At 66.1% G+C, this 23,948-nt stretch carries 22 protein-coding genes and 1 pseudogene; 8 read left to right on the forward strand and 15 right to left on the reverse strand.

Translation table 11 applies throughout. From position 1 onward, the window contains the following. Entirely contained in the window at window positions 1-3,543 is a 3,543-nt protein-coding gene (locus ACZ5PP_RS07185) for an indolepyruvate ferredoxin oxidoreductase family protein (RefSeq protein WP_464826918.1), read from the reverse strand. A gap of 273 nt (window positions 3,544-3,816) precedes the next feature. Here ACZ5PP_RS07185 and benA point away from each other — a divergent pair, with 273 nt between their 5' ends. The 6 genes from benA (at window position 3,817) to ACZ5PP_RS07215 (ending at window position 9,326) form a co-directional block, all read left to right on the forward strand. Next, window positions 3,817-5,157: a benzoate 1,2-dioxygenase large subunit gene (gene benA / locus ACZ5PP_RS07190; protein ID WP_464826919.1), complete on the forward strand. Its 1,341-nt coding sequence runs from the start codon at window positions 3,817-3,819 to the stop codon at window positions 5,155-5,157. A gap of 15 nt (window positions 5,158-5,172) precedes the next feature. Further along, window positions 5,173-5,661 carry a benzoate 1,2-dioxygenase small subunit gene (gene benB, locus ACZ5PP_RS07195; RefSeq protein WP_324525864.1) on the forward strand — a complete coding sequence of 163 codons (489 nt, stop codon included), beginning with the start codon at window positions 5,173-5,175 and terminating at the stop codon, window positions 5,659-5,661. Window positions 5,662-5,729: 68 nt separating this feature from the next. Beyond that, on the forward strand, window positions 5,730-6,740 hold the full coding sequence (gene benC / locus ACZ5PP_RS07200) for a benzoate 1,2-dioxygenase electron transfer component BenC (RefSeq protein ID WP_464826920.1): 1,011 nt from the start codon (window positions 5,730-5,732) through the stop codon (window positions 6,738-6,740). A gap of 27 nt (window positions 6,741-6,767) precedes the next feature. After that, window positions 6,768-7,544 carry a 1,6-dihydroxycyclohexa-2,4-diene-1-carboxylate dehydrogenase gene (locus tag ACZ5PP_RS07205; protein ID WP_464826921.1) on the forward strand — a complete coding sequence of 259 codons (777 nt, stop codon included), beginning with the start codon at window positions 6,768-6,770 and terminating at the stop codon, window positions 7,542-7,544. A gap of 306 nt (window positions 7,545-7,850) precedes the next feature. Next, window positions 7,851-8,822, forward strand: coding sequence for an AraC family transcriptional regulator (locus tag ACZ5PP_RS07210; protein WP_012585812.1), 972 nt, complete (start codon window positions 7,851-7,853; stop codon window positions 8,820-8,822). Window positions 8,823-8,927: 105 nt separating this feature from the next. Then, a complete protein-coding gene (locus tag ACZ5PP_RS07215; RefSeq protein ID WP_004265912.1) occupies window positions 8,928-9,326 on the forward strand; it encodes a RidA family protein in 399 nt (132 codons plus the stop codon). A gap of 71 nt (window positions 9,327-9,397) precedes the next feature. Here the strand turns inward: ACZ5PP_RS07215 and ACZ5PP_RS07220 are convergent, their stop codons facing one another. The 6 genes and pseudogenes from ACZ5PP_RS07220 to ACZ5PP_RS07245 form a co-directional block, all read right to left on the reverse strand. Next, window positions 9,398-9,964 carry an antibiotic biosynthesis monooxygenase gene (locus ACZ5PP_RS07220; RefSeq protein WP_004265913.1) on the reverse strand — a complete coding sequence of 189 codons (567 nt, stop codon included), beginning with the start codon at window positions 9,962-9,964 and terminating at the stop codon, window positions 9,398-9,400. 224 nt (window positions 9,965-10,188) lie between these two features. Then, window positions 10,189-11,118, reverse strand: a pseudogene (locus tag ACZ5PP_RS07225) (SphA family protein). A gap of 104 nt (window positions 11,119-11,222) precedes the next feature. Beyond that, entirely contained in the window at window positions 11,223-11,414 is a 192-nt protein-coding gene (locus ACZ5PP_RS07230; protein WP_004265915.1) for a 2-hydroxymuconate tautomerase, read from the reverse strand. A gap of 98 nt (window positions 11,415-11,512) precedes the next feature. Beyond that, window positions 11,513-12,544, reverse strand: a complete 1,032-nt coding sequence (gene dmpG / locus ACZ5PP_RS07235; protein WP_004265916.1) for a 4-hydroxy-2-oxovalerate aldolase — start codon at window positions 12,542-12,544, stop codon at window positions 11,513-11,515. Between the two features lie 24 nt (window positions 12,545-12,568). Then, complete coding sequence (locus ACZ5PP_RS07240; protein ID WP_004265933.1) at window positions 12,569-13,492, reverse strand: acetaldehyde dehydrogenase (acetylating); 924 nt, start codon at window positions 13,490-13,492, stop codon at window positions 12,569-12,571. A gap of 140 nt (window positions 13,493-13,632) precedes the next feature. Next, the gene (locus ACZ5PP_RS07245; protein ID WP_004265936.1) at window positions 13,633-14,070 is read right to left on the reverse strand and encodes a GlcG/HbpS family heme-binding protein; all 438 of its coding nucleotides are present in this window, start codon (window positions 14,068-14,070) and stop codon (window positions 13,633-13,635) included. A 160-nt stretch (window positions 14,071-14,230) separates the two neighbouring features. Between ACZ5PP_RS07245 and ACZ5PP_RS07250 the strand changes: the two genes are divergently transcribed. After that, a complete protein-coding gene (locus ACZ5PP_RS07250) occupies window positions 14,231-14,950 on the forward strand; it encodes an FCD domain-containing protein (RefSeq protein ID WP_004265939.1) in 720 nt (239 codons plus the stop codon). An 87-nt stretch (window positions 14,951-15,037) separates the two neighbouring features. Here the strand turns inward: ACZ5PP_RS07250 and ACZ5PP_RS07255 are convergent, their stop codons facing one another. From ACZ5PP_RS07255 to ACZ5PP_RS07290, 8 genes are all read right to left on the reverse strand, one after another. Next, window positions 15,038-15,967, reverse strand: coding sequence for a catechol 2,3-dioxygenase (locus ACZ5PP_RS07255; protein ID WP_464826922.1), 930 nt, complete (start codon window positions 15,965-15,967; stop codon window positions 15,038-15,040). A gap of 127 nt (window positions 15,968-16,094) precedes the next feature. Further along, complete coding sequence (locus ACZ5PP_RS07260; RefSeq protein WP_004265969.1) at window positions 16,095-17,009, reverse strand: alpha/beta fold hydrolase; 915 nt, start codon at window positions 17,007-17,009, stop codon at window positions 16,095-16,097. Between the two features lie 19 nt (window positions 17,010-17,028). Continuing rightward, window positions 17,029-18,084, reverse strand: a complete 1,056-nt coding sequence (locus ACZ5PP_RS07265; protein ID WP_004265972.1) for an NADH:ubiquinone reductase (Na(+)-transporting) subunit F — start codon at window positions 18,082-18,084, stop codon at window positions 17,029-17,031. A gap of 75 nt (window positions 18,085-18,159) precedes the next feature. Further along, complete coding sequence (locus ACZ5PP_RS07270; RefSeq protein ID WP_004265975.1) at window positions 18,160-18,519, reverse strand: phenol hydroxylase subunit P4; 360 nt, start codon at window positions 18,517-18,519, stop codon at window positions 18,160-18,162. Between the two features lie 62 nt (window positions 18,520-18,581). Continuing rightward, window positions 18,582-20,135 (reverse strand): aromatic/alkene/methane monooxygenase hydroxylase/oxygenase subunit alpha, encoded by a 1,554-nt coding sequence (locus tag ACZ5PP_RS07275; RefSeq protein ID WP_464826923.1) that lies wholly within the window; start codon window positions 20,133-20,135, stop codon window positions 18,582-18,584. A 20-nt stretch (window positions 20,136-20,155) separates the two neighbouring features. Continuing rightward, a complete protein-coding gene (locus tag ACZ5PP_RS07280) occupies window positions 20,156-20,425 on the reverse strand; it encodes an MmoB/DmpM family protein (protein WP_004265988.1) in 270 nt (89 codons plus the stop codon). Window positions 20,426-20,437: 12 nt separating this feature from the next. Then, window positions 20,438-21,433: an aromatic/alkene monooxygenase hydroxylase subunit beta gene (locus ACZ5PP_RS07285; protein WP_464826924.1), complete on the reverse strand. Its 996-nt coding sequence runs from the start codon at window positions 21,431-21,433 to the stop codon at window positions 20,438-20,440. A 33-nt stretch (window positions 21,434-21,466) separates the two neighbouring features. After that, window positions 21,467-21,736 (reverse strand): phenol hydroxylase subunit, encoded by a 270-nt coding sequence (locus tag ACZ5PP_RS07290; protein WP_273422526.1) that lies wholly within the window; start codon window positions 21,734-21,736, stop codon window positions 21,467-21,469. 485 nt (window positions 21,737-22,221) lie between these two features. On the opposite strand from ACZ5PP_RS07290, the gene ACZ5PP_RS07295 reads away from it, so the two are divergent. Then, window positions 22,222-23,889: a sigma-54-dependent Fis family transcriptional regulator gene (locus ACZ5PP_RS07295; protein WP_043746713.1), complete on the forward strand. Its 1,668-nt coding sequence runs from the start codon at window positions 22,222-22,224 to the stop codon at window positions 23,887-23,889. Window positions 23,890-23,948: the final 59 nt, after the last annotated feature.

Genomic DNA, 23,948 nt, shown 5'->3' on the forward strand with positions numbered 1-23,948 from the left:
TCAGGCCACCTGCCGTTCCTGCTGCGCCTCGTTGAAGGCCTTCAGGCGTGCAGCCTGCAGTTCGCGGGCCGCGGCGAGGTTCTTCTCCTTGACGTGGCCGAAGCCGCGGATCTCGTCGGGCACGCTCGCCAGCGCCACCGCCGCAGCGTGATTCACCGGGTTGAGCCTGGCGAGGATCTGGTCGAGCAGCTGGATGTAGTCCTCGATCAGCTTGCGCTCGGTCTGGCGCTCTTCGGTCTTGCCGAAGACATCGAGCGCGCTGCCGCGGAAGCGCTTCAGGCCGGCCAGACGCTTGAAGGCCTTGAACATCCACTCGCCATACTGCTTCTTCTGCGGGTGGCCGGTCACCGGGTCGGTCTTGGAGAGCAGCGGGGGCGCGAGGTTGTACTTGACCGAGTAGCCATTCGGGAACTGCGCGTCGAGTTCGGCGAGGAAGGCCGGATCGGTGTGCAGGCGGGCGACCTCGAACTCGTCCTTGTAGGCCATCAGCTTGTACAGGTAGCGGGCGGCCGCCTCGGCGAGCGCGGAGGAGGAAACCGCCTTCTGCTCGCCCGCAACCACGCGCTTGATCACCTCGGCGTAGCGCCTGGCGTAGGCCTCGTCCTGGAAGGCGATGAGCTCGGGCACGCGGATCTCGACCAGGCGCTTGACCTCGCCGCTGGCGCCGATCGAATCGACGATCGCACGCGCAGCCGGCGACAGCTGCGGCGCCTTGTTCAGCACGACCACCTGGCCACCGGTCTTCTGGCGCGCGACCTCGGCCTCGACGAAGGCGCGATCGACCACCGCCATGCGGCCCCAGCGGAAGGCGGCCAGACTCATGTCCACCGCGACGCCGGACTGGCGGATGGCGTCCTCGATCGACTCGGCCCGGAGCGGGATCGTGCCGGCCTGGAAGGCCACGCCGACCATGAAGTTGTTGGTCGCCATCGCATCGCCGAACAGGCCCGCCGCCAGCGCCTCACCGTCGAGGAACACGTTGTGCTCCTTGCGGGTGACGCGGTCGATGCCGCCGGTGAGGCCGCTGGTGGCCGGGAACAGCGCCTTGCGGTTGGTCACCATCTGACCGGTCGGGGTCTGGGTGGTGGACACGATCGCGATGGTGCGCTCCGGATTGCACTTGTCGAGGTTCTTCGGGTCGGTGGCGTTGAGGATGTCGAAGCCCAGATACAGGTCGGCACGGCCGTCGGAGATCTTGTTCGAACCCTTGAACGGGGCGTGGGTGATCTTGATGTCGGAGATCACCGCGCCGCCCTTCTGCGCCAGACCGGTCTGGTCGAGGCCGATCACGTGCTTGCCTTCGAGGCGGGCGGCACGCGCCAGCGTCGCCACGACGGTCACCGAGCCGGTGCCGCCGATGCCCATGACGTGGATGCCGAAGCCCAGGCTGTCATCGACCTTCTTGACCGGCGGCGGCAGCTCGCGCTCGAGCGCCGGGATGCGACCCTTTTTCTTCTTGGGCGCGCCATCGGCGGCCGGGGCCGGATGCGGGGTGATGGTCAGGAAGGACGGGCAGAAGCCCTTCACGCAGCTGAAGTCCTTGTTGCACGAGGACTGGTGGATGCGGGTCTTGCGACCGAACTCGGTCTGCACCGGCTCGACCGACATGCAGTTCGACTTCTCGCCGCAGTCGCCGCAGCCTTCGCAGACGCGCTCGTTGATGACGGTGACCTCGACCGGCTCGTCGGCCTTGCCGCGGCTGCGCGCACGGCGCAGCTCGGCGGCACACTCCTGGTCGTGCAGCAGCACGGTGCAGCCCGGGGTGGCGGCAAGCTCGCGCTGCGCCTCCTCGATGCGGTCGCGGTGCCAGACCTCGGTGCCACCGGGCAGCTGCACGCCGTTGAAGCGCGAGGGGTCGTCGGTGGTGACGATGATCTTCTTGACGCCGTTGGCGAGGAGGTCGGAGACCATGTTGGTCACCGGGACCTCGCCCTGGATGGCCTGGCCGCCGGTCATCGAGGTGTGCGCGTTGCGCAGCAGCTTGAAGGTGATGTTCACCCCGGTCGAAGCCGCATAGCGGATCGCCAGGCTGCCCGAGTGCGCGTAGGTGCCGTCGCCCATGTTCTGGAAGATGTGCTGCGCCTCGGTGAAGGGCGCCATGCCGATCCACTGCGTGCCCTCGGCGCCCATGTGGGTGCCCATGACCACGTTGCGGCCCATCCACATCGCCATGGTGTGGCAGCCGATGCCGGCCGACACGATGCTGCCGTCGGGGGCCTGGGTCGAGGAGTTGTGCGGACAGCCCGAGCAGAACCAGGCGGTGCGCACCGCGGTCGGCAGCTTGTTGCGCGAGTGGATCTCGTCCAGGCGCTTGAGCCAGTTCTCGGCCGACTCGATGCGGGTCTTGCGCGACAGGCGCTTCAGCAGCGCGCGCACGATGACGTCGGACTCGAACTCGCCGTAGTGCGGCAGCAGCTCCTTCTCTTCCTCGTCGAACTTGCCGACGATGCGCGGCGCGTTGGCCATGCCGTAGAGCACCTGCTTGGCGAACATCTCCAGGAAGGGACGCTTTTCCTCGATGACGAAGATCTCTTCCAGTCCCTGCGCGAACTCGCGCACGATGCTCGGCTCCATCGGGAACAGCATGCCCATCTTGAGGATGCGGATGCCGTAGCGGCGCAGCGCGGCATCGTCCAGGCCCATCTCGAGGAAGGCCTGGTTGAGGTCGTTGTAGGTCTTGCCCGCGGTGAGGATGCCGATCCAGGCGTCGGGGTTGGGGAAGACGACGTTGTTGAGGTTGTTGGCGCGGGCGTAGCGCTTCACCACCTCGAGGCGGCGGGTGTACAGCGACTGCTCCATCTCCAGCGCCTCGACGCGCACGTTCATGCCCAGGTTCATGTTGGGCGTGAACAGCTTGCCATCGAACTCGAGGTCGGGGGTGACGAAGTTCAGGCGCTCGGGCGACACGTTGGCGGTGCCGGTGCCGTCGGCGACGTTGGTGACGATCTTCATGCCCATCCACACGCCCGCCAGACGCGACATCTGGTAGCCGTGCAGGCCGTAGTCGAGGATCTCCTGCACGTTGCCCGGGTACAGCGAGGGGATGCCGACGTGGAACAGCATGGGCTCGGACTGCGAGCACAGCGAGGAGCTCTTGCAGCTCGGGTCGTCGCCCGCGATCGCGAGCACGCCGCCGTTCTTGGCGATGCCGGTGTAGTTGGCGTGCTTGAGCGCGTCGCCCGAGCGGTCCACGCCCGGCGCCTTGCCGTACCACATGCCGGTGACGCCGTCGAACTTCTGCTTGCCGACGGTGTGCAGCATCTGCGTGCCCCACACCGCGGTGGCGGCGAGATCCTCGTTGATGCCGTCCACGAAGTGGATGTGGTTCTGCACCAGCAGCTTCTGCTGCTTGATCAGCGCGGCGTCGAGCATGCCGACGGGAGAGCCGCGGTAGCCGGAGACGAACATGCCCGTCTTGAGCCCGCGACGGGCGTCGGTGCGCACCTGATCGAGGGTCAGACGGACGATCGCGTCGATGCCGCCGAGGTGGATGTCTCCTTCTTCCTGGGTGAACGTGTTGGAGATTTGCTTGCCGGATGACATGAGTGTCCTTCCCCTTTTATCAGCCCGTCTCCGGGCGTTTTGTCCGTCTCGTCCCCCACGCGCCGGGCGGCATGGCGGAACGATCTGGGGCGCAGATTAGGGGGAGCGGCCATACGGCAATATCCACTTCGTGCACAACCGCTATCCGCTTTGTGCAGCCGGGACCACCCTGCAGAGAGTGGATACTGATGTTGCAAGAACTGGATATTTCGCGCCTTTTGACCTCCCTACGATGCGAACTCCGCGCATCAGACAACACAGGAGACTCTGGCGATGATCACCACGGAATATCTGGACTCACTGATTGAGAAGGACAAGGAAAAGGGCCTGTTCCGCTGCAAGCGTGAGATGTTCACCAGCAAGGAACTGTTCGATCTCGAGATGGAGCACATCTTCGAAGGCAACTGGATCTACCTCGCCCACGAGAGCCAGTTGCCCAAGATCAACGACTACTACACGACCAAGATCGGTCGTCAGCCGGTGTTCATCACCCGCAACAAGGACAACCAGCTCAACTGTTTCATCAACGCCTGCGCCCACCGCGGCGCCACGCTGGCGCGCTTCAAGCACGGCAACAAGGCCACCTACACCTGCCCGTTCCACGGCTGGACCTTCAACAACTCGGGCAAGCTGCTGAAGATCAAGGACCCGTCCGAGACCGGCTACCCCGAGAGCTTCAACTGCGAGGGCTCGCACGATCTCAAGAAGATTGCGCGCTTCGAGTCCTACCGCGGCTTCCTCTTCGGCAGCCTGAAGGCCGACGTCCAGCCGCTCGAGGACTTCCTCGGCGAGTCGACGAAGATCATCGACATGATCGTCGACCAGTCGCCCGAGGGCCTGGAAGTGCTGCGCGGCTCCTCGACCTATGTCTACGAGGGCAACTGGAAGCTGCAGGCCGAGAACGGCGCCGACGGCTACCACGTGACCGCCACGCACTGGAACTACGCCGCGACCCAGGCGCAGCGCAAGAGCCGCGACGCCGGTGACGACATCAAGGCGATGAGCGCCGGCGGCTGGGCCAAGAAGGGCGGCGGCTCCTACTCCTTCGAGAACGGCCACCTGCTGCTGTGGACGCGCTGGGACAACCCCGAAGACCGTCCGCTGATGGAACAGCGCGACCGCCTGGTCAATGAGTTCGGCGAAGCCAAGGCCGACTGGATGATCGGCAACTCGCGCAACCTGTGCCTGTACCCGAACGTGTACCTGATGGATCAGTTCAGCTCGCAGATTCGCGTGTTCCGCCCGCTCGACGTCAACCGTACCGAAGTCACCATCTACTGCATCGCGCCCAAGGGCGAGTCGGCCGAGGCCCGCGCCCGCCGCATCCGCCAGTACGAGGACTTCTTCAACGCCTCGGGCATGGCCACGCCGGACGACCTCGAGGAGTTCCGCGCCTGCCAGGAAGGTTTCATGGGCCGTGCGCTGGAGTGGAACGACATGTCGCGCGGCGCCACGCACTGGGTCGAAGGCCCGGACGACGAGGCCGACAAGATCGACCTCAAGCCCATCCTGTCCGGCGTCAAGACCGAAGACGAGGGCCTGTACGTCGCCCAGCACACCTACTGGCTCGAGCAGGTCCGCGAGGCGCTCGAATCCAAAGCCAAGAACGCATAATCGGAGACCCACGAGATGAGCATTTCCTACGAGAACCTGTGCGCCTTCCTGTACCGCGAGGCCCGTCACCTCGACGACCGCGAGTGGGACGAATGGCTGGCGATGTACGACGAGAACTGCACCTTCTGGATGCCGGCCTGGGACGATGACGGCGAGCTGACCGAAGACCCGCAGACCGAGATCTCGCTGATCTGGTACGGCCGCCGCGCCGGCCTGGAAGACCGCGTGTTCCGCATCCGCACCGAGCGCTCGAGCGCGACCATCCCCGACACCCGCACCAACCACCACATCAGCAACGTCGAGGTGGTCGAGCAGAGCGGCACGACGGTCAAGCTGCGCTTCAACTGGCACACCATGAGCGTGCGCTACAACCACACCGACCACTTCTGCGGCACCAGCTTCTACACCCTGGACGTGTCCGGTGCGAGCCCGCTGATCAAGGAGAAGAAGGTCGTCCTGAAGACCGACTACATCCGCCACGTCATCGACGTTTACCACGTCTGACAACGAGGGCGGGGCACCGCGCGCCGGCAACGGCGCAGGCGACCCCGCCCCAACCGGGAGAGACAACCATGACATTCAAGATCGCGCTGAACTTCGAGGACGGCGTCACCCGCTTCATCGACTGCAACGCCACCGAGACCGTGGCCGATGCGGCCTACCGCCAGGGCGTGAACGTCCCCATCGACTGCCGCGACGGCGCCTGCGGCGCCTGCAAGTGCAAGGCCGAATCGGGCAGGTACGAGCTCGGCTTCTACATCGACGACGCCATGAGCGAGGAAGAGGCCAAGCTCGGATACGTCCTCACCTGCCAGATGCACCCCAAGAGCGACTGCGTGGTGAACGTGCCCGCCTCGTCCGAGGTGTGCAAGATCAAGCACGCCACCCTCACCGCCACCGTGGCCGAGGTGCGCCAGCTCTCGCCGAGCACGCTCTCCCTGGTGCTGCAGGGCGAAGGCATCGGCAAGCTCGCCTTCCTGCCCGGCCAGTACGCCAACCTCACCGTGCCCGGCACCGAGCAGACGCGCGCCTACTCGTTCAGCTCGATGCCCGCCGAGAACAGGGTGAGCTTCCTCATCCGCAACGTGCCCAACGGCCTGATGAGCGGCTACCTCACCGGCGCCGCCAAACCCGGCGACACCATCAAGCTCGCCGGCCCGATCGGCAGCTTCTACCTGCGCGACGTCGCCCGCCCGGTGCTGATGCTCGCCGGCGGCACCGGCCTCGCGCCCTTCCTCGCCATGCTCGACAAGCTCGTCGCCGCCGGCGGCAGCGCGCACCCGGTGCACCTGATCTACGGCGTGAACACCGATGCCGACGTGGTCGAGCTCCAGCGCCTGGACGCCTTCAAGGCCGCACTGCCCAACTTCACCTACGACGTCTGCGTGGTGGCCGACGACAGCAGCTGGCCGAAGAAGGGCTATGTCACCGCCCACATCGAGCCCGCCCACCTCAACGAAGGCAACGTGGACATCTACCTGTGCGGCCCCCCGCCCATGGTCGAGGCCGTCGCCCACGACCTGCGCGAGCGCAAGGTCGAACCGAACAGCTTCCATTACGAGAAGTTCGCCGCCAGCGTCTGAGCGCTGCCCATCCCGTCAGGAGCGACAATGGCAAACCGTTTCAAGAAGAAAGTGGCCGTCATCACCGGCGCCGCGCAGGGCATCGGCAAGCGCGTCGCCGAGAAGATGGCCAAGGAGAAGGGCACCCTGGTGCTGGTCGACCGCTCCGAGCTCGTGCATGAGGTGGCCAGGGAGCTGTCCGGCAAGGTCGAAGTCCTCAGCCTCACCGCCGACCTGGAGAAGTTCGCCGACTGCAAGCGGGTCATGGAGGCCGCGGTCGAGAAGTTCGGCCGCATCGACATCCTGATCAACAACGTCGGCGGCACGATCTGGACCAAGCCCTTCGAGCACTACGAGGAGGACGAGATCGAGGCCGAGGTGCGGCGCTCGCTCTTCCCCACGCTGTGGTGCTGCCGCGCCGCCCTGCCCTACATGCAGGAACAGGGCAAGGGTGCGATCGTGAACGTGTCCTCGATCGCCACCCGCGGCGTCAACCGCGTGCCCTACGGCGCGGCCAAGGGCGGCGTCAATGCGCTCACCGCCTGCCTGGCGTTCGAGAACGCCGAGCGCGGCATCCGCGTCAATGCCACCGCGCCCGGCGCCACCGAGGCCCCGCCGCGTCTGATCCCGCGCAACACCAAGGAACAGAGCGAGCAGGAGAAGCTCTGGTACAAGCAGATCTACACCCAGTCGATCGACAGCAGCCTGATGAAGCGCTACGGCACGCTCGACGAGCAGGCCGACCCGATCCTGTTCCTCGCCTCCGACGACGCCGCCTACATCACCGGCACCATCGTGCCGGTGGGCGGTGGCGACCTGGGCTGATTTTCCCGCGTCCTCTCCCTCCCCTCGGACGCCTCGGCCGCGCTGCAGCGATGCAGCGCGGCTTTTTTTCGTCCCCCTGTCTTGCGGCCTCAGAATTAAAAAACTTTATCCATAGAACCATAGACAGCGCTTTTGCTTCCCAATAAAATCGAGATTCTTAAGTTTCTCGAAGAATGGCCGATCAAGAAGCCGACTTCGTCCGACAGAGAGCGAGACAGCCTGCACGCCAGGCGGAGAGGAGAAGCGCATGAGCAAGGAACGCCGGTTTCAGACGCACGTGAGCAAACCCGAATGGAGGACCGCGTGATGCCCATCCGCTTCCTCAACGGCCAGAGCAATGTCTTCGCCGCCGCCAACCCCTTCGAGGTCTCCGAGTACGTGCGCGCCAACGTGGGTTCGCACAGCCTGCGCCTGCCGCGCGCCAGCGACGCCAGCGCCTCGCTCAGCCACCGCCGCGCCGGCACGCTGGATCTTTGCCGTCTCAGCTACGGCGCGCAGGCCCGCGTGCTGTCCGAGAGCCTCGGCGACATCTACCACGCCCAGTTCATCCTGCAAGGCTATTGCAGCTACACGCTCGCCAACCGCACGCTCGACCTGCCCGCCGGCCACGTGCTGGTGCTCAACCCGGACGAGCCGGTGGACCTCACCTACTCGGACAACTGCGAGAAGTTCATCGTCCGCATCCCCTCGGCGATGCTCGACGACGCCTGCACCGAGCACCGCTGGTTCAAGCCCAACGAGCGCATCAAGTTCAGCCCCGAGCCGCAGCGTTTCGAGGACATCGACAGCCTGCTGCTGCTGTTGCGCCTGCTCTGCGAGGAGGCCGAATCCGAGCTGGCGACGCCGCAGATGCTGCAGCACTACTGTCGCGTGGTCACCACCAAGCTGATGGTGATGCTCAAGCACAACGTCAGCATGGTCGCCCCCACCCGGCACGCGCCCAGCTTCGAGCGCCTGGTGAACTACATCGAGCGCAACATCAAGCTCGATCTCAGCGCCGAGGATCTCGCCCACTACGCCGGGCTGAGCCTGCGCTCGCTCTACCTGCTGTTCGAGAAGAACGTGAAGACGACGCCGAAGAACTTCGTGCGCCAGAAGAAGCTCGAGAAGGTGCATTCGATCCTGAGCGACCCGGGCCAGGCCTGTCCGAACGTCACCGCGGTCGCGCTCGAGTACGGCTTCTCGCACCTGGGCCGCTTCTCCGAACTTTACAAATCCACCTACGGCGTGCTGCCCTCGCAGTCGATCCGCTGCCGCCAGCCCCAGGCCGGGCGCTGAACAGCGACCGGCGCCCGCAGCCGGGCGCCGCATCTTCCGTACCCCACCCTGCCCCGCCCTCCTCCGGGCGGGGCAGGGTCACGACCCCACCTGGAGAAATGCGCCATGGAACGCATCGCGATCAATCCCCCCGAGCTCTTCAGCGGCAAGGCCTTCAGCCAGACCTTCTCGATCAGCACGCCGCAACGGCTGATCTTCGTGTCCGGCCAGGTCGACTGCGACCGCGAGGGCAAGGTGCGCAACCCCGACGACCTCGAGGCGCAACTGAAAGGCACGCTCGACAACCTCGAGATCGCACTGCGCGCGCAAGGCGCGAGCATGCGCGACCTGGTGCAGGTGACGATCTACGTCGTCGGGCTGCGCCCCGAGGACACCACGCGCATCCGCGAGATCCGCTCCGCCTACTTCGACGCCGAGCGCCCGCCGGCGGTCACCCTGCTCGGCATCGAGCGCCTCGCCTTCCCCGGGCTGCGCGTCGAGATCGACATCATCGCGGCGCAGTGACGCAAAGGCCCGGCGCGCCGCGCTCCGGCGCCGCCGGGCAGGCAGGGCACGCGCGTGCCGTCGGCGCGCGATCAGCCCTTGCGCGGCGGATTCAGGAAGCCGCGCATCAGGCGGGTGAGGCGCGGCATCACCACCCAGGTCATCGTCACCACGATCAGCGCAGTGAGCACCGCGGTGCGCGGCAGGAAGGGCAGCGGCTGGATCCACGGCAGCACGAACCACAGGAAGAAGGACACGGTGGGGAAGATCCCCAGCCAGGTCACCACCGCCATGCGCACGCGCGGCGGATGCATCGTCGCGGGCACCACCGCGGGCTCGAACCAGGCTTCGAGCCCGCTCAGCTTGCGGAATTCAGGCTCGCCCTCGGCCACCGCCTTCATGCGCTCGAGCAGCTCGTGTCGTGCCTCGCTCATGTCCCAGGCCTGCAACTCGGCCTCCGAGGCGAAGCGGATCACGAGCTGATACTCCTCGCCCGCCGCCTCGGGCGGAATCAGATCGCCGCCCAGAAAACCCTTGTGCTCGCGCATCTTGGCGAGCATTTCACGCAGCATCACTTCGTACTCGGCCTCATGCCCCGGGCGCGCGCGGCGGCGGGCGATGCGGGTGATGCGGGCGGGAGCGGCGGCAGGTGCATTCATCGAGGACTCTCCTGTTCTGACGGGGCGGTGAAGCCGGATTGCGCATCACCGCGGGTAGAGCTCTACTCTAACGCATAATTCTCGAGATTTTTATAAATAATCGTGATTAATATTTTGCATGGTCACGATCGGCCGCTCCGCGCACACGGCAGACGAAAAACCCCGGCCACCAGGACGGTGTGCCGGGGTTGTGCGCGCAGCTCCGGGAAAGGCCCCGCCGCCTCTTACAGCGGCATGATCAGCTTGAGGATGAACTTGTCGCCCTCGAAGCGGTTCTCCGCGCCCGTTTCACGGTTCCACTGGCCAGTGAAATGCACGCCGCCCTTGGTCGTGTAGCTGACGGTGGGGCCGATGGCGAAGACCTCACCCTTGCGTCCGTCCGACCACGGTCCAAGCGCGGACGAGATCGTCTGTCCATTGAGCTTGTCATTGCCCGTCTGCTTCAGGTAGTAACCGGACAGCCCCACGCCCCACGGCCCGAATCGCTTGCCGACGAGATAGTCGAAGTGGAACTCGTCACCCGACTCATACTTCATCTTGGGCGCGCCGAGGGCGGGACGGAAATCACTGTTCGACGTCTTGATGTTGTACATGATCTTGGACGACACCTCCCAGCCGGTGTCTCCCATGTAGCTGAACGCGAACAGCGGCTCGAAGCTCCAGTAGTTGGCGCCGATGCTCTGGCGCGGCTCACCCGATTTGTAGGCTCCCACCGGCAGATTGATGTCGAGCCCGATCGCCCAGTGCCAGTTCTTGGAATGCCAGGAGACGATGAAGGGGTCGATGGTGATGTCGCCAAGACCGAACTTGGACTCCGAGCCCGCACCCAGCGCCACGTCCTGATGCACCAGCGGCACGATCACGTGCCAACCCCAGTTGCCACCCAGGATCTTGTACTCGCTGGTGTGCACGAAGCGGAAGGCGTTGAACCAGGCATCGACGCCGGCGCCCGCGACCTTGTTGCCGCCACCGTCGACCAGATCCCCGCTGTAATAGCCGAAGTAGTTGATGAATTAGTTCCCCGGCGGCGGCACCGCGCCGGCCAGCCAGGTCTCGGCCCCGTTCGGATACTGGTCACCGCCTTCCTTGGCGTGGGCGCCGCCGATCGCGAGCGCACCGAGCGCGACCGCAGCCGCAATCTTGCTGATGTTCATCCCTTGAATTCCTCCTTGATTGGTCTTGCGACGAGTGTGCTGCTCCTGGACCGGCGCCCTCTGCGGAGCGCTCGGTGAATCTCATTCTCGCGGGTGCACGACCGTCAGCGCCCGAGGTCCTTCGCCGACACCCCGCCGATGCCCCAGTTGGTCTTGGGCACCTCGCGGATGACGACGCGCACGCTCTCGATCGGAGCGCCGACGGCCTCGACGATCGCCTGGGTCACCTTCTGGATCACTGCGCGCTTCTGGTCTTCGGTACGGCCTTCCATCATGGTGATTTCTGCCAGCGGCATGGTCTCTTCCTCCGGTTGTCGAACTATTGCGAGCCGGCGCCCCCGGCGTCCGGCCCGCGGAAAACGACCGGTGCGGCCCGCGCCGCACCGGCGGCGACTCACACCGCCAGGCCGCGCGCCTTGGCGAGGTTGAGCGCGGTGTCCTCGATCATGTCTTCCTGGCCGCCGACCATGCCGCGCTTGCCCATCTCGACCAGGATCTCGCGCGCCGGCACGCCGTACTTCTTCTCGGCGCGCTTGGCGAACAGCAGGAAGGAGCCGTACACCCCGGCGTAGCCGAGCGTGAGCGCATCGCGGTCGATGCGGATCGGGAAGTCCATGATCGGCACCACCAGGTCTTCGGCCACGTCCTGGATCTTGAACACATCCACGCCGGTCTCGATGCCCATCAGGTCGCACACCGCGATGAAGACCTCCAGCGGGGTGTTGCCCGCGCCGGCACCCAGGCCCGCGGCGGCCGCGTCGATGCGGGTGGCACCCACTTCCAGCGCGGCCAGGCTGTTGGCCACGCCCATGGCGAGGTTGTGGTGGCCGTGGAAGCCGAGTTCGGTCTCGGGCTTGAGCGCGTCACGCACCGCGGACAGGCGTGCCTTCACCGTGTCGGGCAGCAGGTGGCCGGCCGAGTCGGTGACGTAGATGCAGTTGGCGCCGTAGCTCTCCATCAGCCTGGCCTGCGTGACCAGGCCTTCGGGGCTGTTCATGTGCGCCATCATCAGGAAGCCGACGGTGTCCATGCCCAGCTTGCGCGCCATGCCGATGTGCTGCTCGGAGACGTCGGCCTCGGTGCAGTGGGTGGCGACGCGGATGGTGGACACGCCGAGCTCGTGCGCCATCTTGAGGTGATCGACGGTGCCGATGCCCGGCAGCAGCAGCGCCGAGACCTTGGCCTGCTTCATCAGCGGGATCACGGTGCCGAGGTATTCCTCGTCGCTGTGCGCCGGGAAGCCGTAATTGACCGAGCTGCCACCGAGGCCGTCGCCGTGGGTGACCTCGATCAGCGGTACGCCCGCCGCATCGAGCCCGGTGGCGATCGATTTCATCTGCTCGAGCGTCATCAGGTGGCGCTTGGGGTGCATGCCGTCCCGCAGGGTCATGTCGTGGACGGTGATCTTCTTGCCGCGAAGTTCCATGTTCATCTCCTTGTGCCGGGGCGCTCAGGCCACCATCGTGGCGCGGTTGGATTCGAGCTGCAGACGCCCGGCGAGGATCTCCTCGGCGAACATCTCGGCGGTGCGCGCGCCGGCCGCAGTCATGATGTCGAGGTTGCCGGCGTACTTGGGCAGGTAGTCGCCCAGGCCTTCGACTTCCAGGAAGACGGAGACGCGGTTGCCGTCGAACACCGGGCCATTGACCAGGCGGTAGCCGGGCACGTACTTCTGCACTTCCTGGATCATGGCGTGGATCGAGGCGGTGATCTTCTCGCGGTCGGGTTCGGTTTCGGTGAGGCAATGCACCGTGTCGCGCATGATCAGCGGCGGTTCGGCCGGATTCAGGATGATGATGGCCTTGCCCTTCCTGGCGCCGCCCACCTTCTCGACCGCGCCGGCAGTGGTGCGGGTGAATTCGTCGATGTTCTTGCGCGTGCCGGGCCCGGCACTCTTGGAGGACACGGTGGCGACGATCTCGCCGTAGGCCACCGGCTGCACGCGCGACACCGCCGCGACCATCGGGATCGTGGCCTGGCCGCCGCAGGTGACCATGTTCACGTTCATCTCACCCTTGCCGACGTGCTCGACGAGGTTCACCGGCGGCACGCAGAAGGGGCCGATCGCGGCCGGGGTGAGGTCGATCATCAGCACGCCGAGCTCGTTGAGCTTGCGGCTGTTCTCGGCATGCACATAGGCCGAGGTGGCGTCGAAGGCGATCTGCACGCCGTCGGCCTTCACATGCGGCAGCAGCCCGTCGACGCCGTCGGCGGTGGTCTTGAGGCCGAGCTCGCGCGCGCGCGCGAGGCCTTCGGAGGTGGCGTCGATGCCCACCATCCACACCGGCTCGAGCACCGGGCTACGCTTCAACTTGTAGAGCAGGTCGGTGCCGATGTTGCCCGGTCCGATCAGCGCACACTTGATCTTGTTCATGCCTGTCTTCCTTTGGGGTTGAGTCGTTTCCAGGAATGCAGGCCGCGCGACGGTCCGGGGAGAGGGGAGAGAGAGACGGACCGCCGCACGACTGCAACCGGGAGATGCCCGCAGTGCGGACGAAAAAAAGAACTCGCCGCTCAGGGCTCGACGTCGTCGGCGCCGATCGCGAGCAGCCCTGCGCGTGCGCAGATGCCATCCTGGTCCTCGGAGGCACCCGAAACGCCGATGCCGCCGACCAGCTCGCCGCCGACGCGGATCGGCAGGCCGCCGCCGAACACGACCAGCCGCGGCTGTGCCGAGAAGCCCAGCTTCATGCCCTCGTTGCCGGCGCACACGTCCATCCACTTCCCGGTCGGGAAGCCGAAGCCGCCGGCGGTGTAGGCCTTGTCGATGGCGATCGCGATCGACTGCGGGAAGGCGCCGGGCATGCGCAGGAAAGCGACGAGGTTGCCGGAGGCGTCGGCAACACCGACGTTGATCCGCACCCCGAGCGCCTCGGCCTTCTCGACCGCGGCGGCGACGGCGGCATGTGCCGCCTCCCAGCTGATGGTGGCCTGAGGAACAGCGACTTTCATCGGGTGAGCTCCTGTGGTTCAGGTTTGATTTGTAATGTTTTTGAAGATAGGCCAGGGCAATGTCGACGTCAAGGATTTTTCTCGAGATTTATAGAAGAAGCTAATTCCATCCCGCTCGGATAGAATCGGGAACCGGGGTGTTTCCAACATTTTCGCAATCATGAACGAAGCCGTTCCGCAAAGAACACCGGAGGCCGTCGAGCCCAAGACCCTCGTCGAGGGGGCCTACCAGCGCCTGCGCCGGGACATCATCGAGGGCGTTCACCCGCCCGGCGAGAAACTTCGCGTCGAACATCTCAAGGACCGCTACGAGGTCGGCGCCGGCACCCTGCGCGAGGCCCTCCTCCTGCTCGTCACCGACGCCCTGGTGGTCGCCCAGGGACAACGCGGCTTCCGCGTCTCGCCGATTTCCATCGAGGACTTCGAGGACATCACCCGCACCCGCCTGCTGCTCGAGACCGAAGCCCTGCGCCAGTCGCTGCAGCTCGGCGGCGAGGACTGGGAGGCCTCCGTGGTCGCGGCTTTCCACCGCCTCTCTCGCGCCGAGCAAAAGCTCGGCGACCACGACTCGCTGGCCGCCGAGGAGTGGGAGCGGCGCAACCGCGCCTTCCACGAGGCACTGATCGCCGCGTCGCCCTCGCGCTGGATCCGTCATTTCCAGCACATCCTCTACCAGCAGTCCGAGCGCTACCGGCGCCTGAGCCTGTTCAGCCATCCGATCCCGCGCGACATCCACGCCGAGCACCAGGCCTTGTTCAACGCCAGCCTGGCACGCGACACCACGCGCGCGACCTCCATCCTCACCGAGCACGTGCTGCGCACGCTCGACGCGGTGAAGCTGCTTCCGGCGGAGTTCTTCGCCGGCAAGCACAAGTCCTGAGTTCGCCGGACGCACGCCCCGTTCAACCTGCCTGCGCGCCCACCGGCGCCCCTGCCCGATCGGCAGGGAGCGCCGGCGCGGCCGCGGTCAGGACACCACGCTCAGGAAGCGCTCGTTGAGCTTGCGGTCGTGATAGAAGATCCCGGCGCCCACCTCGTCCCAGGTCCACGTGATGGTCTTGTAGTCGGGGTAGGTGTCGTAGCCGCCGCAGAAGGTCTCGAAGCGGTTGCCCGAGGGGTCGAAGGCATAGATCGTGGTGCCGCGGGTGACGCCGTGGCGGGTCGGGCCGATGTCGATCGAGATGCGGTTCATCGACATGATGTCGGCCGCGCGCAGCACCTTCTCCCAGCTGTCGAGCTTGAACGAGATGTGGTGCAGCTTGCCCGGCTCGGGGTGGCGCACGAAGGCGATGTCGTGGGCCTTGGTCGAGCACGACAGCCAGATCGCCAGGTCGGTCTTGCCGTCTTCCATCACCACGTGCTCGACGAGGTAGAAGCCGAGCACCTTCTCGAAGATCTCCTGCACCTTCTCGATGTCCGGCCCGTACAGCAGGCAGTGGTCCATGCGCGAGGGCGCGATGCCACGCTCGGCATCCGGGATCCACGGGTCCGGGTTCACATAGGACTGGCCGTTGCCGATGTCGGTCTTCTCGGCATAGAGCTCGATCAGGTGGCCCGACGGCACCTCGAAGCGCACGCGCTCGCCGGTCTCGAGCATCTCGCCGGCGGGGATGCGCTCGGTCTTCAGGCCGAAGGCCTGCAGGTCGGCGTCGAGCTTGTCGAGCGTCGCCTTGTCGGCGACCTTGAAGGCGAAGAAGTCCACGCCGGCGCTCTCGGCCTCGCGGATCAGTACGCTGTTGTGCTCGCGCTCGTCCCAGGCCTTGAAGTAGACGCGGCCCTGGCCGTCGCGGCCGGTTTCGACCAGGCCGAGGGTGTTCTTGTAGAAGTTGATGCCTTCCTCGAGGTCGAGGACACGCAGGGAGATGTGTCCCGGACGAAGTACGCCTGTCATTGCCATGTTGTCTGCTCCTCTCTTGATATGCCCGGGACGGCACGCCCGCCCGGGTCGGTTTGCTCGATCTTCATCCGTCGTTCGACGGATCCTGCCGTGGCCCGTGCCGCCCTGCGGGCGCGCCACGAAGCCTTCAAGTACCGCCTTCAGCCCGCCCTGCCGCCGGCCAGGCTCGGCGCTCGCCCTCCTCGCAGAGGAAGTCGCCGACCAGACGCACGAAGCGCGTGGAGTGCTCGATCTGCGTCCAGTGCCCGCAGCGGCCGAACACGTGAAGTTGTGCGCGCTCGATCCAGCGTAGCAGGGTCTCCGAGGTCTGCAGCGGAATCACCTGGTCGTCGCGGCCATGGATGATCAGGGTCTCGTGCGGCAGCGCGCGGATGTCCTCCTCGCGACTGGCGAGCGCATCGACCCAGCGCTGGCGCGGCGCGGGGAACATGCTCGCGAAGGACTCCTGGAAGCCCGGGCGGACGCTGGCGCGGTAGCGCAGTTCGGCGAGCTCGTCGTTCACCAGGCTGCGGTCCCAGGCGAAGCAGTCCATGATCCGGCGCATGTTCTCGAACGAGGGTGTGTAGCCCCACACCGCGTCCAGCCCCGGCGTGATCGGAAAGTGCACGCCCACGCTGCCCATCAGCACCAGCCGGCGCACGCGCTGCGGGTGGCGGATCGCCAGCGCCAACGCGAGCGCGCCGCCGAAGGAGTTGCCCACCACGTCTGCCCGCTCCAGCCCGAGCGCATCCATCAGCCCGAGCGCCTGCGCGACCCAGGTGTCGATGTCGTAGCGCAGGTCGGCACGCCGCTCGGTGAAGCCGAAGCCCGCCATGTCGGGCGCGATCACCCGCATGCGCTGCGCGAGCGGCGCCAGCACCAGGCGCCAGTTGGCCCAGGCGGAGACGCCGGGACCCGAGCCGTGGATGAAGAGCGCGGGAAAGCCCTCGCCGAGGTCGTGGTAGTTGGTCAGGATGCCGGCCGCGTGGATGCTGCGGCCGATCTCCGGATCGTCCGCAGCGGTCGCTGGCGCCGCCGGTTGCGCGCTGGACATGATGCTCATCCGTCCGTCCTCGCCCGTCTCAGATCTTCTTGAACAGCGGGCTGCGTACCTGCTGCACGTCCGCCGCGGAGAAGAACTTCTCCATGTAGATGTCGCGCTCGAACAGGCGTCCCTGCATCAGCGCGGTGATGCAGGCGTCGATCATCAGCGGCGGGCCGCACAGGTAGGCCTTGTGGCCGCGGAAGTCGTTGTCGAAGTGTGCCGTCGCCGCCTCGTGCACATAGCCGCGGAAGCCTTCCCAGCCCGAATCCGCGGGCTCGTCGGACAGCGCCGGCACGTAGGTGAAGTTGGAGTGCTTCGCCGCGAGGGCGAGGAATTCGTCGTGGTAGTAGAGCTCGGCGCGGTTGCGCTGGCCGTACACCAGGGTCATCTGCCGTGTGTCGCCGGCCTCGAGCAGGTCGAGGATCATCGAGCGCGGGCTCGACAGACCCGAGCCCCCGGCCATGAACAGCAGCGCCTCGGGCGCCGACTTGCGCACGAAGAAGCGTCCGTAGGGACCGGACAGGCGCACGCGCTCACCGACCTGAAGCTGCTCGTGGACCCAGGTCGTGCCGCGGCCGCCGGGCACGATGCGGATGTTGAGCTCGACCTCGCGGCCGGTGGACGGCGGGTTGGCGAGCGAGAAGGCGCGGCTGTATTCCCCGCCCTCGAGGAAGAAGTTGATGTACTGGCCGGCCTGGAAATGCATCGGCTCGTCGGTCTCGATGAAGACCGCCTTGATCGTCGGCGTCAGCGCCTCGATCCGCGTCACGGTGCCGGGGAAGTCGCGCACCGGGATCGACTCGGCGTCGGGATCTTCTTCGATCTCGGCCTCGATGGTCACGTCGGACTCGAGGCGGGCGCAACAGGCCAGCGTCTTGCCCTCGTCGCGCTCGAAGTCCATCAGCGCGAAGCTGGAGGCCTCGCCGTGGTCGATCTCGCCGTCGAGCACCTGCACCTTGCAGGTGGCGCACAGGCCGTGGCAGCAGGCGTGGGGCAGCCAGATCCCCGCGCGCAGGGCGGCGTCGAGGATGGTCTGGCCCTCCTCCACCTCGATCGTCTGGCCGATCGGTTCAATCGTCAGTTCGTAGCTCATGGTGCGCTTCCGTTCTTGTGCGTTCTCTGGCGGGGTGCGCGGGGTGCGGCGCGCGCCGCACCCCGTGGGGGGCGATCAGCTGCAGGAGCCCTTGATGCCGGTGAGGCCGGGCGTGCGGAAGCGGATCACGTCCTTGTGCCTGAGCCCGTTCTCGGCCAGCGACTTGTCGAAGTCGGGCGCGAACGGCTTGCCCGACTTGAACCACTCGGCCTTCGCCCAGTCGATCTGTGCGTAGTCGGGGTGGTAGCCGAAGGCGGCCTGCATCGGCCCGGCGACGACGTCGCCGAAGCGCATGGTCGGCGGGAAGGGGAAGGCGAAGGGCGCGCAGAACAGCAGGTGGTCTTCCCAGCCGATGTACAGCAGCTGGGCGCCGTGGAACTTGTCCTGGGTGTCGGCGGCGGGGAAATCGTAGGCCTTGAGGGCGGCAACGCTCATGTCTTGTCTCCTGGTGTCTTGTCGAAGGCCGCGGGCCGGAGCCGGCCCGCGGCACCGCTGGCTCAGATGTTCTTCGTGGCCTGGCCGCGCCACTCGGCGAAGTTCTTCTTGTCCTCGGACACGTCGAAGTCGAGGTTGTCGCGACCGTGCTCGAGCTTGTAGTACTCCAGCACCGCGGCGAGCGGATCGAAGCCCTCCACCGTCGGGTCGGTGCCCTCGGGGAAGCAGTTGCCCTGGTAGATCTGGTGCACCGGCAGCCAGGCCTGGACGTACTTCTCCGGCTCGTGCTCGAAGATCTCCTTGCAGTGGTCGGAGCAGAAGTGGTACTTGTCGCCCTTGTAATCGACCTCGCGGTAGCAGATCTTGGTCGCGTCGCCCGGCTCGGTGAACAGCATCGGGATCTGGCAGGTCTGGCACAGCATGGGCAGCGTCTTGTTGTAGAAGCGGTTGCCCTTGGCGGCCTGCTCGCGCCAGAACTCGTAGCGCGGCCGGTAGTGCTTGTCGAAGCTCTCCGGGTACTTGCTCGACAGCCACGCCATCTCGTCCTCGTCCGGCATCCAGGTGTGGAAGTTGGCGGCGACGGCGTAGTTGTAGAAGGTGCTCCAGGCCTGGTGCGACAGGTGGTCCTTCTCGAGCGCGATCTGCTCGGCGCACTTGGGCATGGTGATGCCGTAGCGCGCGAGGTCCTTGAACAGCGCACCGCCGTTCTCCTCGAAGTACACCTCCCAGGCCTCCTTCCAGCTCATCGTGCGCTTGGGCAGCATGTAGTCCATCATCATCGCCACCAGCGTCAGCACGCGGTAGCCGCGCCAGGTCCACTTGTCGATCCAGCGCTGCACGATCGGAACGTTGGCCGGGTCTTGCTCGAGGATGAACTTGATCACCTCCAGGCCCAGCGTCATGTCGCGCGCCTCGTCGGACTGCGCCGAGAAGCCGAAGGTCATCGTGCCCATGTCGCCGTTGTAGGCCGCGCCCGAGACGAAGGGCACGAACAGCAGGTTGGTGAGCACGTACTCGAACGAGAAGCCGATCGAGACCATGAACTCGAAGGGGCCGGCGGTGATCGCGTCGTCGAAGAAGCTCTTGGGCACCGACAGGAACCACACGCGGCCGTGCGCGTGGTGGAAGTCGTGCATGCCGTTGTAGTACTTGTTGTAGTTCGAGATCGAGTGCACCTGCGTCTGCGCATGGCGGATCTCGTCGAGCGACTGCATCAGGCAGGCGACGCGCGGCCCCGGGCCCGGGAAGGCGCGGCCGGCGTGGGCGAAGCCGCGGTGGGCGACGTACTCGAGCGGGCTGATGCCGCTGATGAAGAGCTTGATGGTGTTGATGTAGCGCGCGTCGGTGACGTTGAGGTGGCCGTTGTTCTGATTGAAGGCGTCGATGATCGCGTACAGCTTGCGCTCCTTCTCGGCCTGGTACTTCCAGTACGCGTCCATGGTCAGGCGGAAGGGGTCTTCCCACTTGTCCCAGTCGTGGATCTTGATCCCCTCGTAGGCGATGTAGGGGTAGATGTCTTCCATCTTCTGGTAGGACGGGGTCCAGTCCAGGCCCCGCGTCATCACGGCATAGCGCTCTTTCAGGCCGAGCTTCTTCTTGGCGACTTGCATGTCCATTTTCGTGTCTCCTCGGGGTCTCAGGATTTCCAGAACAGGGTGATTTCGTCGTCGGTCTGATCGAGGTTGCCCGACATGGTGATCATGTTGACCTGCAGCTCCTGCAGGTCGTAGTCGCGGCCGATGAGCTCCTCGATGGTCTCGCGACGCACGACGAGGCGGCCGTCGGCGTTGATCTTCACCATCGCCGGCTGCTCATCCACGACGGCGCCGGGGTTGTCCTGCAGGATCGCCTCGATGATCGGGCGGGTGTCTTCGTTGGTCTGCAATGCGAGAAATACGGTCGACATTGAATGCTCCGCTCAGAGGGCGACGCCGGCCTTGGCCATGCGCGCGTTGAATTGCTGGACGACTTCGCCGAGGACTTCGTCCGAGCGGTCGCCGAGGGCGATGCGCGCGACCGGCAGCAGCGCTGCGGCCGCGCGATCACGCCACTGGCTCAGCCAGCGCGCCATGACTTCCTTGTTCTCGGGCGACTCGGCCGCGGCGATCTTCACCGTGGCGTCGACCCACTTCCGGGTTTCGGTGAACCAGTCGGTCATGAACTGGGTGAGCATCGCCACCGGCGTGCCCCCCTGGGACGACAGCACGTCGTCGATGATGGTTTCGTACACCAGCGGGTAGAGCAGGCCGTCGAGCGCGACGTTCTGCGCCACGAAGAGCTCCACCGGGTCCTTGATCACGAAGGAATCCTCGACGTAGCGGCGCAGGCCCTGCCAGGCGTCATCGTCCATCCAGGCGCGCTTGGCCTCGTCCAGCGACTCGACGTCGCCGAGCAGCAGGCCGACGCGGGTGAGGTACTGGGCGATACCGAGCTGGTCCATCGCCTGGTAGATGTGCGGCTGCGAGAAGCCCGTGCCGTAGCTGTAGGCACAGACGCTCGCGTTGTTCATGTTCGAGCCCCAGGCCACGTGGCGCAGCGGCAGCAGCAGCTCGAGCACGGTCTTGCGCACCGACTCGGGCAGGGTTGCGGCCAGGCCGCGGTTCTCTACGAAGTCGAAGTTGGCCTCGGCGGTGTCCTGCTGCTTGGCGCGCGCCAGGGTGTAGGCGCCGTAGTAGAACTGACGCGGATCCTTGAAGGCGTACCAGTCGGCCATCTTGATCGCGGTGCGCGAGGCATCGTAGATGTCGTGCTCGGGATCCCAGGTCGGGCGGTAATGGAAGTTCGCCGTCTGCTGCATGTCCAGGGTGCCTTCCTGGTAGCGCGACGCGGGCTTGTCCGCGCCGATGCGGCGGGCGATGTTGTCGAACGTCTGCCGCAGCGGCTTGATGGTGACGGTGCGCAAATCGATCTGCATGGAATCTCCTCCTGTGTACTCGTCTGTCGGCGCTCAGCGGAAGCGCTGGTGGGTGGCTTGATGCAGGTTCCAGTTCCAGTCCCCGGACTCGTCCTCGCCCTTCGACTCCTCCACGCGGGGCTCCAGGAAGACGACGTGGTTCGACTGGCAAAAGGATTCATAGGCCTCGGACGGCAGCAACATCTCCGCGAACAGCTCGGGATCGCCGATGGCGAACTCGAATTCCACGAAACCGTCCGGACGACGCTCGATCAGGCGGACGAACTTCCGGTTCAGGTCCACCGCCGGTTCGCTGTTCTTCATGGCCCACACTCCTTCGGATTGATCAACACGGGCTGGCCGCAGGGGACTACCTAACAAGTTCCGTGCCAATTTCAGAAAAATCCGGCTTATGGCCGGATTTAGCCCCTTTCTCGATATTCGCCCTACCGAAGCAAGGATTTCCGGCTTCATCAAATGATCAAACCCAGTGTCTGGTTGATTATTTGATTCAGTCTATTTATTGCTGCGCAGCATTCGCCCTCGCTTGCGCATCCTCCCGCCCCGGGCGGTGATGGACGCCGGACCCGACGCGCGTGGATGAGCGACAAGATCGGCTGGATGATGAAAGGTCCGCTTGATTCCCGCAGCCCATTCCTTTTTCTCGAGATTTTCCACATAATCGTTGGAATTCCTCGCCACCCGAAGCGCAGCCGCGTGAGGTAACCTGCGCGCTTCGCCCGGCCACCACGACGATCCCGGACACCAACCGCCGCAGAGCGGGAGCGAAACCAGCCTGGAGGAGACCCTTGGCCAGCATCCAATACCCGGAGAACGCCGACCTGCGCAGCCTGCTGCGCTTCGCCGCGGAGGACGGCCTCATCTGGCTCGGCGAGCACCGCATGCTGCTGCTGCACGCCGGCGCGATGGCCGAGCTGCGCAAGGAGCTGATCGAATCGGTCGGCCGCGAGCAGGCGCGCCGCATCCTCACCCGCATGGGCTTCGCCTCGGGCATGCGCGACGCCGAACTCGCACGCAAGACGCGCAGCGCAAGCGGCCTGGCCGACGCTTTCGTGATGGGACCGCAGCTGCACATGCTCGAGGGCTGTGCCCGCGTCGAGCCCGTACGGCTGGAGTTCGGCGGTGCGGACAACGGCTTCTACGCCGAATTCCTGTGGGAGAACGCCTGGGAGGCAGAAGCGCACGTGCAGGCCTTCGGCGAGTCCGCCGAGCCGGTGTGCTGGATGATGATCAGCTACGCTTCCGGCTACACCAGCGCCTTCACCGGACGCTTCATCCTCTTCCGCGAGACCGAATGCGCCGCGACCGGGCACGAGCACTGCCGCATCGTCGGCCGGCCGGCCGAGGACTGGCCGGACGCGGACACCCTCCTGCCCTACTTCCAGGCCGACTCGATCGTCGGCCGCCTGCTCGAGCTGCGTGAGGAGATCGAGGCCATGCGCCGCACGATCTCCTGTCCGCGCCGCACCCCCGACCTCATCGGCAGCTCCGCCGCCTTCCTGCACGCCTACGACCTCATCGGTCGCGCCGCGTCCACGAACGTGTCGGTGTTGCTGCTCGGCGAGACCGGCGTCGGCAAGGAGCGCTTCGCCCGTACCCTGCACGAGATGAGCGCGCGCAAGGACGAGGCCTTCGTCGCGGTCAACTGCGCCGCGCTGCCCGACGAGCTGATCGAATCCGAGCTCTTCGGCGTCGAACGCGGCGCCTTCACCGGCGCGCACACCTCGCGCGCGGGCAAGTTCGAACGCGCGCATGGCGGCACCCTCTTCCTCGACGAGGTCGGCGAGCTGCCGCTGCCCGCGCAGGCCAAATTGCTGCGCGCGCTGCAGGAAGGCGAGATCGAGCGCCTCGGCGACGAGCGCACGCGCAAGGTCAACGTCCGCCTCGTCGCCGCGACCAACGTCGACCTGCAGAAGGCGGTCAATGCCGGCACTTTCCGGCGCGACCTGTACTACCGCCTCAACGTCTATCCGGTCACCATCCCGCCGCTGCGCGAGCGCACCGGCGACATTCCCGCACTGGTCGAGGCCATGGTGCGCCGCTTCGAAACCCTGCACGGCAAGCGCATCGCCGGCCTCAGCGACAAGGCGATGCACGCACTCAAGCTGCACGCCTGGCCGGGCAACGTGCGCGAGCTCGAGAACGTGCTCGAGCGCGGCGTGATCCTCGCGCCCCAGAACGGCCAGATCGAGGTCGAGCACCTCTTCATCGGCACGCTCGACGAGCACGCCCGCGAGCACTCGCTCAGCGCCCAGGGCGGGCTCGAAACCGCGCGACGCGCGCAGCAGGATCTCGCCGCGGCGGTACTCGACTCGGGGATGTCGCTCGACGCCTTCGAGCAGCGCCTGCTGCAGCACGCGGTCGAGCGCGCCAACGGCAACCTGTCGGCGGCGGCGCGACTGCTGGGCATGACGCGGCCGCAGCTGAACTACCGCATCAAGAAGCAGGGGGCGTAAGGCGCGAGGAGGGGCGCATGCGGGCCCCTCCCCTAGGACCAACGGAAGCATGCCCGTTG

The sequence above is a fragment of the Thauera sp. DNT-1 genome, from assembly GCF_055393985.1.

Coding starts and splice junctions, on each gene's coding strand:
- ACZ5PP_RS07250 (WP_004265939.1), top strand. CDS start 14,231: ATGAACGAAGCCGTTCCGCAAAGAACACCGGAGGCCGTCGAGCCCAAG.
- ACZ5PP_RS07280 (WP_004265988.1), bottom strand. CDS start 20,425: ATGTCGACCGTATTTCTCGCATTGCAGACCAACGAAGACACCCGCCCG.
- benA (WP_464826919.1), top strand. CDS start 3,817: ATGATCACCACGGAATATCTGGACTCACTGATTGAGAAGGACAAGGAA.
- ACZ5PP_RS07285 (WP_464826924.1), bottom strand. CDS start 21,433: ATGCAGATCGATTTGCGCACCGTCACCATCAAGCCGCTGCGGCAGACG.
- ACZ5PP_RS07210 (WP_012585812.1), top strand. CDS start 7,851: ATGCCCATCCGCTTCCTCAACGGCCAGAGCAATGTCTTCGCCGCCGCC.
- ACZ5PP_RS07220 (WP_004265913.1), bottom strand. CDS start 9,964: ATGAATGCACCTGCCGCCGCTCCCGCCCGCATCACCCGCATCGCCCGC.
- ACZ5PP_RS07205 (WP_464826921.1), top strand. CDS start 6,768: ATGGCAAACCGTTTCAAGAAGAAAGTGGCCGTCATCACCGGCGCCGCG.
- ACZ5PP_RS07275 (WP_464826923.1), bottom strand. CDS start 20,135: ATGGACATGCAAGTCGCCAAGAAGAAGCTCGGCCTGAAAGAGCGCTAT.
- benC (WP_464826920.1), top strand. CDS start 5,730: ATGACATTCAAGATCGCGCTGAACTTCGAGGACGGCGTCACCCGCTTC.
- ACZ5PP_RS07185 (WP_464826918.1), bottom strand. CDS start 3,543: ATGTCATCCGGCAAGCAAATCTCCAACACGTTCACCCAGGAAGAAGGA.
- ACZ5PP_RS07215 (WP_004265912.1), top strand. CDS start 8,928: ATGGAACGCATCGCGATCAATCCCCCCGAGCTCTTCAGCGGCAAGGCC.
- ACZ5PP_RS07230 (WP_004265915.1), bottom strand. CDS start 11,414: ATGCCGCTGGCAGAAATCACCATGATGGAAGGCCGTACCGAAGACCAG.
- ACZ5PP_RS07245 (WP_004265936.1), bottom strand. CDS start 14,070: ATGAAAGTCGCTGTTCCTCAGGCCACCATCAGCTGGGAGGCGGCACAT.
- benB (WP_324525864.1), top strand. CDS start 5,173: ATGAGCATTTCCTACGAGAACCTGTGCGCCTTCCTGTACCGCGAGGCC.
- ACZ5PP_RS07240 (WP_004265933.1), bottom strand. CDS start 13,492: ATGAACAAGATCAAGTGTGCGCTGATCGGACCGGGCAACATCGGCACC.
- ACZ5PP_RS07260 (WP_004265969.1), bottom strand. CDS start 17,009: ATGAGCATCATGTCCAGCGCGCAACCGGCGGCGCCAGCGACCGCTGCG.
- ACZ5PP_RS07255 (WP_464826922.1), bottom strand. CDS start 15,967: ATGGCAATGACAGGCGTACTTCGTCCGGGACACATCTCCCTGCGTGTC.
- dmpG (WP_004265916.1), bottom strand. CDS start 12,544: ATGGAACTTCGCGGCAAGAAGATCACCGTCCACGACATGACCCTGCGG.
- ACZ5PP_RS07290 (WP_273422526.1), bottom strand. CDS start 21,736: ATGAAGAACAGCGAACCGGCGGTGGACCTGAACCGGAAGTTCGTCCGC.
- ACZ5PP_RS07265 (WP_004265972.1), bottom strand. CDS start 18,084: ATGAGCTACGAACTGACGATTGAACCGATCGGCCAGACGATCGAGGTG.
- ACZ5PP_RS07270 (WP_004265975.1), bottom strand. CDS start 18,519: ATGAGCGTTGCCGCCCTCAAGGCCTACGATTTCCCCGCCGCCGACACC.